Below are 11,932 nucleotides of genomic sequence, written 5' to 3' on the forward strand. Positions count from 1 at the left end.
GAATTTAGATTTAAGATTAGTGATTAATGATTTTAGATTTTTAGTCATCCCTTAGATATACCCGGGATGACAACACAAATTCACACAAATACATTGTACATCAATAAGGTCTTAATACTTGATATAACATACTTAATACCGTTTTCAATTTTTTACTATAAGCAATGGAATGGAGATTTCATGACGCAATTTATCAACGGTAGTTCCAAAGACTAAATCCTTGAATCCAGTATGACCGTGCGTTCCCATGACCAGGATGTCGAAATTCCCTTCATTGATGATATTGGGAATTACTTTATTTGGTTTTCCAAATCCTAATTGTATTTCCACTTTATACCCTTTTTCCGAAAGCATTTCTTTGTATTCATTCAGTAGTTTTTCATCTATCAAAGTTTCATGGTCATCAATATTTTCGCCATAAACCATCGCTCCAACTGTTTCCACCACGTGAATCAAGGTGTATTCCGCATCTATTCCGCCCAATTCAAAAGCGTTGTTTAAGGCTACTTCATCTGAGCTGGAAAAATCCACAGAAATGGCAATATTCTTTTTGTTGTAACTTCCGGATTTAGAAAATTGCAGTTTCAAATTATGTGGTGAATGATTTTGAATATCTATTTTCGATTTTGTGACAAAAGGATTCAATACAATATACAGCAACAAAATTAGGAAACTTATTGCCAGCGGAACAACCGTTAACCATAATACAATTGGATTTTCTGAAGCTTCGAGCCATCCGTTTATTTCGTCAAAAACCAATTTGGAGTTAAGCGAAACAATAATTAATGCGATAAGCCAGGCAAAAATCCTTGTGGGTTTGCCAATGTGAAAACCTTTCATTTTTGATTTATCGCTCACAAAATGAATCAATGGAATAATGGCAAAACCCAATTGCAAACTCAAAATCACCTGACTCAATATCAGTAATTTACCCGTAACGCCTTCGCCAAAAATTGAAATCACAATGACTGCCGGAACGATAGCTATAAGTCGGGTGACGATTCTTCGAATCCAGGGCTGGATGCGTAAATTCAGATACCCTTCCATAACAATTTGCCCGGCCAGTGTCCCGGTAATGGTGGAACTTTGCCCTGCGGCAATCAAAGCCACCGCAAATAATATTGGTGCCCATTTGCTCCCCAAAAGAGGCTCCAGAAATTTATGCGCATCTTGAATCTCTGATACGTTAAACATACCGCTTTTATAAAATGTTGCAGCTGCCAATATTAAAATGGCTGCATTTACGAGAAAGGCCAAATTCAAGGCAATAGTCGAATCAATGAAATTATATTTCAATGCCTCTTTAATCCCCGCTACACTTCTTTCAAATTTTCTGGTTTGCACCAAAGCAGAATGCAAATATAAATTGTGTGGCATCACCGTTGCCCCAATAATTCCGATGGCGATATATAAAGCGGCTTCTCCGGGCAGTGAAGGAATCAAACCGTAAATCACCTTATCCAATTCAGGCTGGGCGAATATCATTTCAAAAATGAATGAAAACCCAATGATTCCAACCAATACAATGATGAAAGCTTCCATTTTTCGGATGCCTTTATTGATTAGAAACAGCAATAAAAAAGTGTCTAAAACCGTAATCAAAACTCCTTCGATCAATGGGATGTCAAACAATAAATTAATACCGATTGCCATTCCCAGAACTTCGGCCAAGTCACAGGCAGCGATAGCAATTTCGGCAAGAAAATAAAGAATATAATTGATGAATCTAGGATAGGTTTCCCTTGAGGCCTGCGCCAAATCACGCTGGGTAACAATACCTAGTCGGGCACTTAAACTCTGCAGCAACAAAGCCATAATATTACTCATCAATAAAACCCAAATCAAGGCATAACCAAACTGGCTCCCCCCCGCAATATCGGTTGCCCAATTTCCCGGATCCATATATCCCACACTAATCAAATAAGCCGGTCCTGAAAAAGCTAATATTTTTCTGAATACCGATGTTTTGTTGTGAGCCGCTACCGATCCGTGAACTTCTTCTAAAGATTTTCCCATGGTTGAATTTAAATTATTGACACAAAAGTAATTAAAAAATTTGTTTTGGGAAATATAATTTTTAGCTTTGCCTAAACTTAATTTAAGTATAGTGAAAAAATTATGTGTTATATTTGTTTTTCTTGTTGTAAATTTTAGTTACGCACAAGAAAAAACTTTTGTATCGGGACTCGTTTCGTCAGAAAACAAGCGTGTTCCGGGTGCAAGTATTGTTTTAATGGGAACTAATTATAAAACGGAAACGGATAGCTTAGGCAACTATAAATTAGAGAATATTCCAGAAGGTAATTATAAAATTCAGGTGATAGCCAACAGTTTTCAAACATCCAGAAAAAATATAATTGTCAAAAAAGACGGAAATACAATCGTAGATTTTGAACTCTCCACTATTGAAAATCAACTCAACGAGGTGGTCGTTTCAGGAACTTTAAAAGCGGTAAAGAGATTAGAAAGCGCTGTTCCTGTTGAAGTTTATTCCCCAATATTTTTTAAAAAAAATCCTACTGCAAGTATTTATGAAGCGCTGCAAAACGTAAACGGAGTCCGACCGCAACTTAATTGTGGTGTTTGCAATACAGGCGATATTCACATCAACGGACTGGAAGGCCCGTATACTTTAGTTTTAATAGACGGAATGCCCATTGTAAGTAGTTTATCGACCGTTTACGGATTATCCGGAATACCGAATTCTTTAGTCGAAAGAATTGAAATTGTAAAAGGTCCTGCATCCTCCTTATACGGCAGCGAAGCCGTTGGCGGATTAATTAATATCATTACTAAAAACCCGATAAATGCTCCTTTATTTTCTGCGGATGTTTTTACCACTTCTTGGCTTGAAACCAATGTAGACTTAGGAGTAAAATGGAATGTTGGTAAGAAAGCAACAGCGCTCTTAGGTCTGAATTATTTCAATTACAACAATAGAATTGACAACGACACCGATGGGTTTACTGATGTTTCACTCTCAGACCGAATTTCACTTTTTCAAAAATGGACCTTTCACAGAAACGAAAATCGATTATTCACTATAGCGGCACGCGGTGTTTATGAAGATCGTTTTGGCGGTGATATGCGCTGGGAGAAAAAACACCGTGGAGGAGACGAAATTTACGGCGAAAGTATCTATACAAAACGAGCGGAACTTTTAGGAAGTTATCAATTACCATTTCAAGAAAAATTGATGCTTTCATTCTCTGGAAACGTTCATTATCAAGACAGTCGTTACGGCCTTACAAACTATATTGCCAACCAAAAAATTGGTTTCCTGCAATTAACCTGGGATAAGAAATTAGGGAAAAATGATATGCTTGCAGGAATTGCGACCAGATATAATTATTATGACGATAATACACCAGCAACATCCGTTTCAGGAAACAACAATCCAGAGAAAACCTGGCTACCGGGGATCTTTGTTCAGGATGAAATCACGTTCACTGAAAAACAAAAACTATTATTAGGGATGCGCTATGATTACAATTCTTTTCACGGGAGTATTCTGACACCTCGATTAGCGTATAAATGGAAATTGAACGACAATAATATCCTTCGTTTGAATACCGGAACGGGCTTTAGAGTAGTCAATCTATTTACCGAAGATCATGCTGCTTTAACCGGTGCTCGGGAAATTGTAGTTGCCAATAACTTGAAACCGGAACAATCGATAAATGCCAATTTGAATTATATCAAGAAAATTAATTTCAGCAATGGAACATTTATCGGAATTGAAACGTCCTTTTTCCATACCCGATTCGGCAATAAAATTGTTTCCGATTATAAAACTGATCCCAATAAAATAATTTACGACAACATCAACGGATACGCAATAAGCCAAGGAATTAGCACAAATATTGACTTCAATTTCCACAACGGATTAAAGATTATAACAGGCGCTTCTTTTCTTGACAATAAAAATGTTGAAAACGGTGTAAAGGAAACGCCCTTTCTAACCGAAAATTTTACTGCCACCTGGAGCGTATCCTATAAAATAAAAACTATCGATTTGAATATTGACTATACCGGAAATTTGTACGGCCCAATGAAATTACCATTATTAAGTCCTTTAGATCCTCGAAGCCCAAACTCGCCGTGGTATAGTTTGCAAAACATTCAATTCACTTATTCCGGTTTAAAAAACTTTGAATTCTATGCCGGAATTAAAAACCTATTGAATTTTCTGCCAAAACAGAATAATCCATTTCTAATTGCAAGAACTGAAGATCCTTTTGACAAAAATGTGGAGTATGACACTAACGGACAAGTTTTGGCAACACCCCAAAATCCTTATGGTTTGACGTTTGACACTACGTATGTTTACGGCCCTAATCAAGGAATTCGCAGCTTTTTTGGACTGCGCTATAATTTAAAGTAAATGAGAAAAAAACTCTTTTTGCTGATACTGATATTTGGCGTGATTCCATCTGGTTTTGCACAGTTAAACTTGATTTCTTTTGAACAAATCGATAGCCTGCAAAATATTGACAAAAGAAAAGTTATAGTTTTCATTCATACAGATTGGTGCCAATTTTGCCATGCAATGAAAAACACAACGTTCAAAAATGAAAACATTATAAAGGAATTAAACGACAATTTTTATTTTGTTGATTTTAATGCGGAAGAAAAACGAACGATTGTCTTCAACAAAGCCGCTTTTAAGTTCAAATCCACAGGAAATAATTCCGGAATTCATGAACTGGCTATACAATTAGGAACCATTAACAAACAGCTGAATTATCCCGTTTTATGTGTTTTAAATAGTGAAAACGAAATCGTTTTTCAAGACAACAACTGCATAAAACCAAAAGAATTTAGAGTGATTTTAGAGAAACTAAAAGAATAAAATGTCTATTTTTGGTGTAATTGTCAATTTTTCCAATGAAACACTTCGACTATATCTTTACCGGAACCGGTTTGTCCGCTTTGATGACCGTTTATAAAATGGTACTTTCAGGAAAATTCAAAGACAAAAGTATTTTGCTTATTGATGAAAACACTAAAAAAAGTAACGACAGAACCTGGTGTTTCTGGGGAAAAGAAGAAGTGATTTGGCACAAATCCATTTCCAAAAAATGGGATTCGGCACTGTTTGCCAATAAAGACTTTCGTAGAGATTTAGATTTAAAACCATATCAATACAACATGGTTCGTGGCTTGGATTTTTACACCCAAGTATTTGATTTGATTTCGAAACAAGAAAATATCACTTTCGTCAATCAAAAGGTAACAGCGATTGAAGAATCTGAAAATGTGATTCTGATACAAACTGCTTCTGAAAGTTTTTCCTGTTCCAAACTACTCAACAGTATTTACAACAAACAAAAAGCTGAAAATCAGACCAAATATCCTGTTTTACAACAGCATTTTATTGGTTGGTTTATCAAAAGTGAGCAACCCGTTTTCAATCCAGAACAAGCTACATTCATGGATTTTTCGGTGGAACAAAAAGGCAATACCCGTTTTATGTATGTATTGCCTACATCAAAAACAGATGCTTTGTTGGAATACACTTTGTTTTCTAAAAATTTACTTCCGAAACAGGAATACGAAACCGAAATCAAAAACTACATTCAAAAACTTGGTATCACTAATTACGAAATCATAGAAAAAGAACAAGGCAGTATTCCCATGACCTGTTACCCTTTTTGGAAACTCAACACCAAAAACGTCATTAACATTGGCACTTCCGGTGGTTGGACTAAAGCCAGTACAGGTTATACTTTTAAAAACTCCGATAAAAAATCCACTGAATTGGTTTTATTCCTTACAACTGAAACGGACTTTACAAAGTTTCATAAAAGAACTAAATACTGGCTTTACGATCTGTTATTGTTGGATATTTTAGATCGAAAAAATGAATTGGGAAGTTCTATTTTTTCTTCCATGTTCAAAAAAGGAAATCCAACATTAATTTTTAAATTCCTAGACGAAGAAACATCATTGACGGAAGACATTAAAGTAATTTTAAAATGTCCTAAAATATTATTCATTAAAGCTATTTTCCATGTGGCTTTCAGAAAAATAAAATAACAATCAAACTATAACAAAACTTTATAGTTCAGATAAACGGGTTGGTTTTAAACTTTGTAACTTTGCAACTTGAAAGTATAAATTTTAAAATAAAAAATATGTATCCAGAAGAAATGGTAAAACCAATGCGTGCTGAATTAACTGACGCAGGTTTTCAAGAATTACATACAGCTGACGCAGTTGAAAACGCAATAAAATCTGAAGGAACTACTCTTGTAGTGGTTAATTCTGTTTGTGGCTGTGCGGCAAGAAATGCGCGTCCAGGAACAAAAATGAGTTTAGACAATGCTAAAAAACCAGCTCATTTAGTGACGGTTTTTGCAGGTGTTGATAAAGATGCTGTGGATGCAGCCAGAGGATTTATGTTTCCTTTTCCTCCATCTTCACCAAGTATTGCATTATTCAAAGACGGTGAATTAGTTCACATGTTAGAGCGTCATCACATTGAAGGTCGTCCGGCAGAATTAATCGCTGAAAACTTAAAAGATGCTTTCAACGAATACTGTTAATACAGTAAAAAATTAAACTAAAACCATCCTCTAGCGGATGGTTTTTTTTTATTCTATTAATTTTTATAAAAACACTTATCTATTTTTTCAAAAATTAAACGGCCGTACCGCCCCCTTTTCTAAATCCTATCAATTGCCGGTATTTTAACTCCGTTTCTTTCAATTCTTGTTCCAGTTGTTTGTATTTACTTATATCTTTAATGGTCACAACTGCGGCAACTACTTTATTATTTTGATCTACCAATGGCCTGCCACTAATAAGAACCCGTTTTTTTTCCTGCGCAACCGGGTTCCACAAAACTACTTCAACATCATCGGTTATTTCACCATTCAATGCTCGTTCCATTGGCAAATTTTGAGAAGGGAAAATAGTTTTTTCATCAGGGAAATACAATTCGAAATGATCGGTCAAATGAGACGATATCTTTTCATCCTCTTCAATTCCAAAAATTTCATTAGCAATTTCGTTTGCCAGCACTATTTTTTTATCGGCATTGGCGACAATCACCCCTTCCCCTATATTCTCCACTATCAATCTTAATTTTTCTTCATTTTCATAGAGTTCGTCGATCGCGGTTTGTTCTTCCTCTTCTAATTTAACCAGTTCTGTAACATCCCGTCCAACGGAGTAAAACACCCCTTGCTGAAGATCCATATTGCTATTCCAGTCCAGCCATTTGTAGAATCCGTCTTTGCATAGAAATCGGGTTCTAAAATTGACAACCGGTTCGCCTTTTAAGTGTTTAGATAAAATTTCAGTGGCTGTTGCCTTGTCGTCCGGATGAATTAAATCCATAAATTTCAATCGATCCATATCCTCCTGATTATAACCAAGTGTTTTGCTGAAAGCCTGATTAATTTTAATAAAATGGTCTCCCTTGGCCACGGTAAGAATGTCGAATGCCATATTAAAAAACATATTGGATATTTTCAAGGATTCTTCATTTTGTATTTTTTCAGTAACATCTCGAGCCACAGCATACATTTTTCCAGTCTGAACATCAATTGCACTTGACCATTCCAACCATTTATAAGACCCGTCTTTACAGAGTGCTCTGGCTCTATAATTCAGCATAGTCCCTCCATTTTTTAATTTTTCAATCGCTACAGTAGATGCTTTAAGATCATCCGGATGGGAAAAAGACAAAAATGGCTTCTCATCCATTTCTTTTTGAGTAAAACCCAGAATTCTCGTGAAAGCCGGGTTTACTTTTATAAAGTAATCCCCTTTGGCTACGACAAACAATTCATACGACATGTTAAAAAATTTCTCCGTTTCCGTTAAAGATTTTTCAATTTTTTTAATTTCTGTAACATCCCTTCCAACAGCATATAGAAGTCCCGTTGAAACATCCGGATAAACGGACCATAAAATCCATTTGAACGACCCATCTTTACACATGTATCTGTTTTCAAATTTCAATGACACGATACCTGTTTGAAGTTTAGCAACTTCTTTTTTGGTGATTTCAACATCATCGGGATGAACATAAGAAAGAAAAGGATGACTTAAGAGTTCTTCTTCAGAGTAACCTAAAATTTTGGTGACCGCCTGGTTTACTTTTATAAATTTATCTGAAGAAGCAATAATCAACATATCCAATGACATACTGAAAAATTTATCTGCTGCTTTAGAGGATTCCTCCAGTTTTTTCCTGTCCGAAATATCGGTAGAAATCCCACCGATGGCATAAACCCTGCCATTAGAATCAAACAAAGGAAATTTCACGGCGATATAAGTATGTGGTCCATCCGGCTGTTGAATCGTCTCTTCTGTTTTTAATTCGCGAAGTGCTTTTACCACTTCAAAATCAGAATTCCTATACGCGTCAGCCACACTCTTAGGCAAAAAATCTTCGTCGGTTTTACCTATAATTTCTTCATTGGAAATCTGAAACAAGGACTCAAATTGTTTATTAATCAACAAATACTCCCCATTTATTTTTTTTATAAAAATGGGACTAGTGGTGTTGTCTATTATGGACTGAAGGAGCTGCTTGTTTTCCAAAAGAAGATTTTGAGAAATGTTTTTAGCTTTTAATTGCGCTCGAATAATAAAATAAACCACCATTAATAAGACAATCGAAAGAAAAAAAAGGAAAATTTCTATCCAATTCAATCGGGAATCCATCGTCTGATCTCTTTCCTTGCTAAGCCGTGAAATAAAAATCCATCCCGATGCAATAACAACAAGTACATTGATGACAAACCCTAGGAATATTCTCTTTTCAAAGGAAATTTTCATGGCTCTAAAGTATTAAATTCAACATCTGACAAGCTTAACAAAAATAAACTTACACACTTGAAAGTTACTGAATTATATTTACTTTTCAAATAGGGTTTTAAGATATTATCTTACATAACGTCAAGCAACTAAAGAAACCCATCACACAAATTCACCAAGATTCTAAATGATCTTTTGGCAACAATAGCAGCTTTTTTATTTGGAGCTAATCCAGCTCTCATTCCAATCTATGCTAAAAAGCATAGGATTTTCCCTTCCATCTGGGCTAAAAAATTTAGGTCCTCCACAACTTTGTAACTCCGCCACTTTTTCCATACTTTTGCAAAAATAATTTTCTCAACTTAAAACTGTTTATAGCATGCAACTGTATAACACATTAAGCGCAGAAGAAAGAGCCATCATGATAGATGATGCCGGAAAACAAAGATTAACTTTGTCTTTCTATGCTTATGCGCAAATTCAAAATCCAACCCAATTTCGTAACGAATTATTTCTGGCGTGGAATCCTCTTGAGGTTCTGGGCAGAATTTATGTAGCCAGTGAGGGAATCAACGCCCAACTATCACTTCCTGCAGATAATTTCTATGCGTTCAAAGATTCCATCGAAGCCTATGATTTTATGAAAGGTATTCGATTGAATATTGCCGTAGAGCATGACGATCACTCTTTTTTGAAACTCACCGTAAAAGTTCGCGACAAAATTGTTGCTGATGGTTTGGTTGATGAAACTTTTGATGTTACAAATATTGGAATTCACTTAAAAGCGAAGGAATTCAACGATCTTCTCGAAGACCCAAACACGATTGTGGTTGACATGCGAAATCACTACGAAAGCGAAATCGGGCATTTCACCAAAGCCATAAAACCAGATGTAGATACGTTCCGTGAAAGTTTACCAATCATTGAAGAACAACTTTCGGAACACAAACAAGACAAAAAAGTACTGATGTATTGCACCGGAGGAATCCGTTGCGAGAAAGCCAGCGCTTATTTCAAGCACAAAGGTTTTGAAAATGTGTACCAACTCGAAGGCGGAATTATAGAATACACCCGTCAGGTAAAAGCCGAAGGTTTAGAAAGTAAATTCATCGGGAAAAACTTTGTCTTTGATCACCGCCTGGGCGAAAGAATCACAAACGACATCGTTTCCCAATGCCATCAATGTGGCAAACCATGTGACGTGCATACCAATTGCGTGAATGAAGGTTGTCATTTGCTTTTCATCCAATGTGAAGAATGCAAATCTGCCATGGAAGGTTGTTGTTCATCAGAATGTGTGGCTGTAATTCATCTTCCGGAAGAGGAACAAAAAGCCATTCGCAGAGGAATCAAAAACGGCAATATGATTTTCAAAAAAGGGAAATCAGACGTCTTGACTTTTAAAAACAACGAAGAAACTCATGGTGTTTTTGTTGCTGAAAAACCATCCCGAAGCGTCGGAACTACAGTTAAAAAAGCACAAAAAGTAAAGAAAATATACATCGGAAAAGGAACTCACTTTTTTCCCAAACCAAGTATTGGCCAATTTATTATTGAAGAAAACGAAATCAAAATTGGTGACAAAATCTTAATCAAAGGTTCCACAACCGGAGAACAGGAAATGATAATTGAAAATATGTTTGTTAATGAAGTCGCTTCAAAAATTGCATCTTCTGGAGATACTTGTACTTTCAAATTACCTTTTAGGATACGTTTGTCGGATAAATTGTATAAAGTTGTAGATTAGTGGAAATTTAAAACTAATTGTATGCCATATTCCTTTAATAAATTATGGATTCATGCTGTTTGGGCAACCAAAAACAGGAGTGAATTAATAGATTTTTCAATAGAAAAACAAGTATACGACTATATCAGACAAGAATTAATTGACTTGGGATGCCCCGTCAGAATCATTAATGGAATGCCGGATCATGTTCACGCCTTATTTTTATTAAATCCACAAAAATCAATTGCAGATGTAATAAAACAAATTAAAGGCAGCTCCTCGCATTCTATAAATGGAGAGAATTTAATGCTTGAAAAATTTGCTTGGCAAACAGGTTATGCCGCTTATTCCGTTAGTGAATCTCAATTAGAAGCAGTTTATTATTATATAAAGAATCAAAAGCAACATCATTTAAAGAAAAGTTCTCAAGATGAATATGACGAATTTATAAAATTACATGGGCTAAACCAAAGTTGAAACTAGTAGCAATGTTCAAATGGAATCAAACATAACCATAGCCAACAGTTTCAACGGTTGGAGTCATTCGTGAGGAAAACAATTTTTGAAAAACAATGTGCTATTTTATTACGGTACCAAAGCACCAAAGTCGAAACCATTAGCAATGTTCAAAACACACGCAAACATTAAACCTTAGCAAACCGTTTCAACGGTTGGAGACATTCGTGGGGAAACAATTTTTTGAAAAACAATGTGCTATTTTATTGCGGTACCAAAGCACCAAAGTCGAAACCGTGGGCAATGATCAAAACACACATAAACATTAAACCGTAGCCAACCGTTTCAATGGTTGGAGACATTCGGGTGAGGAAACAATTTTTGAAAATCAAGGTGCTATTTTATTACTTCATCAATGGTTAAAACCGTTGATAATATTTAAAATAAATACAACCATTAAACCATAGCCAACCGTTTCAAAGGTTGGAGACATTCATGGGGAAACAATTTTTGAAAATCAATGTGCTATTTCATTATGTCACCAAACTCGAAACCGTTGGCAATGCTCAAAACACACATAAACATTAAACCATAGCCAACCGTTTCAAAGGTTGGAGACATTCTCGTGAGGAAACAATTTTTTGAAAAACAGTGTGCTATTTCATTACATCACCAACGGTTGAAACCGTTGACGATGTTCAAAATAAATACAACCATTAAACCATAGCCAACCGTTTCAACGGTTGGAGACATTCTCGTGAGGAAAACATTTTTTGAAAAACAATGTGCTATTTCATTACGGTACCAAAGCACCAAAGTCGAAACCGTTGGCAATGCTCAAAACACACATAGACATTAAACGGGTCACATAAATTTTATGGGGATTAGGCAAATAGTTTCTCCATTCTAAATAGAAAGAATTTTACATCTACCACACCTCTTTGATTGGCTCTAAAGAGTTTTATTTTAGCGTTAAAT

General features: G+C 35.6%; 8 protein-coding genes. 6 read left to right on the forward strand and 2 right to left on the reverse strand.

The genetic code is table 11. The features are described 5' to 3' along the window. Positions 1-144 precede the first annotated feature (144 nt). Positions 145-2,016, reverse strand: a complete 1,872-nt coding sequence (locus ACFX5E_RS05180; RefSeq protein WP_379854113.1) for an Nramp family divalent metal transporter — start codon at positions 2,014-2,016, stop codon at positions 145-147. A gap of 91 nt (positions 2,017-2,107) precedes the next feature. Between ACFX5E_RS05180 and ACFX5E_RS05185 the strand changes: the two genes are divergently transcribed. The 4 genes from ACFX5E_RS05185 to ACFX5E_RS05200 all read left to right on the forward strand — a co-directional run bounded on the left by ACFX5E_RS05185 (position 2,108) and on the right by ACFX5E_RS05200 (position 6,548). Continuing rightward, the gene (locus ACFX5E_RS05185; RefSeq protein ID WP_379854114.1) at positions 2,108-4,384 is read left to right on the forward strand and encodes a TonB-dependent receptor; all 2,277 of its coding nucleotides are present in this window, start codon (positions 2,108-2,110) and stop codon (positions 4,382-4,384) included. Next, on the forward strand, positions 4,385-4,852 hold the full coding sequence (locus ACFX5E_RS05190) for a thioredoxin family protein (RefSeq protein WP_379854115.1): 468 nt from the start codon (positions 4,385-4,387) through the stop codon (positions 4,850-4,852). It abuts the gene before it with no gap. Positions 4,853-4,887: 35 nt separating this feature from the next. Continuing rightward, positions 4,888-6,039 carry a lycopene cyclase family protein gene (locus ACFX5E_RS05195; protein WP_379854116.1) on the forward strand — a complete coding sequence of 384 codons (1,152 nt, stop codon included), beginning with the start codon at positions 4,888-4,890 and terminating at the stop codon, positions 6,037-6,039. Positions 6,040-6,137: 98 nt separating this feature from the next. Continuing rightward, positions 6,138-6,548, forward strand: a complete 411-nt coding sequence (locus ACFX5E_RS05200) for a BrxA/BrxB family bacilliredoxin (RefSeq protein ID WP_379854117.1) — start codon at positions 6,138-6,140, stop codon at positions 6,546-6,548. 94 nt (positions 6,549-6,642) lie between these two features. Here ACFX5E_RS05200 and ACFX5E_RS05205 read toward each other — a convergent pair whose 3' ends face one another. Further along, positions 6,643-8,793 carry a PAS domain-containing protein gene (locus ACFX5E_RS05205; RefSeq protein WP_379854118.1) on the reverse strand — a complete coding sequence of 717 codons (2,151 nt, stop codon included), beginning with the start codon at positions 8,791-8,793 and terminating at the stop codon, positions 6,643-6,645. Positions 8,794-9,151: 358 nt separating this feature from the next. Between ACFX5E_RS05205 and trhO the strand changes: the two genes are divergently transcribed. Both trhO and tnpA read left to right on the forward strand, forming a co-directional pair. Beyond that, on the forward strand, positions 9,152-10,519 hold the full coding sequence (gene trhO, locus ACFX5E_RS05210; RefSeq protein WP_379854119.1) for an oxygen-dependent tRNA uridine(34) hydroxylase TrhO: 1,368 nt from the start codon (positions 9,152-9,154) through the stop codon (positions 10,517-10,519). A 21-nt stretch (positions 10,520-10,540) separates the two neighbouring features. Beyond that, complete coding sequence (gene tnpA, locus ACFX5E_RS05215) at positions 10,541-10,975, forward strand: IS200/IS605 family transposase (RefSeq protein WP_379854120.1); 435 nt, start codon at positions 10,541-10,543, stop codon at positions 10,973-10,975. Positions 10,976-11,932: the final 957 nt, after the last annotated feature.

The organism is Flavobacterium xylosi, assembly GCF_042787345.1.
In the GTDB taxonomy this organism is placed as follows: Bacteria; Bacteroidota; Bacteroidia; order Flavobacteriales; family Flavobacteriaceae; genus Flavobacterium; species Flavobacterium xylosi.

What these genes read in the sequence shown, in the direction of transcription:
- ACFX5E_RS05205 (WP_379854118.1), bottom strand. Translation starts at nt 8,793, where the DNA reads ATGAAAATTTCCTTTGAAAAGAGAATATTCCTAGGGTTTGTCATCAAT.
- ACFX5E_RS05180 (WP_379854113.1), bottom strand. Translation starts at nt 2,016, where the DNA reads ATGGGAAAATCTTTAGAAGAAGTTCACGGATCGGTAGCGGCTCACAAC.
- trhO (WP_379854119.1), top strand. Translation starts at nt 9,152, where the DNA reads ATGCAACTGTATAACACATTAAGCGCAGAAGAAAGAGCCATCATGATA.
- ACFX5E_RS05190 (WP_379854115.1), top strand. Translation starts at nt 4,385, where the DNA reads ATGAGAAAAAAACTCTTTTTGCTGATACTGATATTTGGCGTGATTCCA.
- ACFX5E_RS05195 (WP_379854116.1), top strand. Translation starts at nt 4,888, where the DNA reads ATGAAACACTTCGACTATATCTTTACCGGAACCGGTTTGTCCGCTTTG.
- tnpA (WP_379854120.1), top strand. Translation starts at nt 10,541, where the DNA reads ATGCCATATTCCTTTAATAAATTATGGATTCATGCTGTTTGGGCAACC.
- ACFX5E_RS05200 (WP_379854117.1), top strand. Translation starts at nt 6,138, where the DNA reads ATGTATCCAGAAGAAATGGTAAAACCAATGCGTGCTGAATTAACTGAC.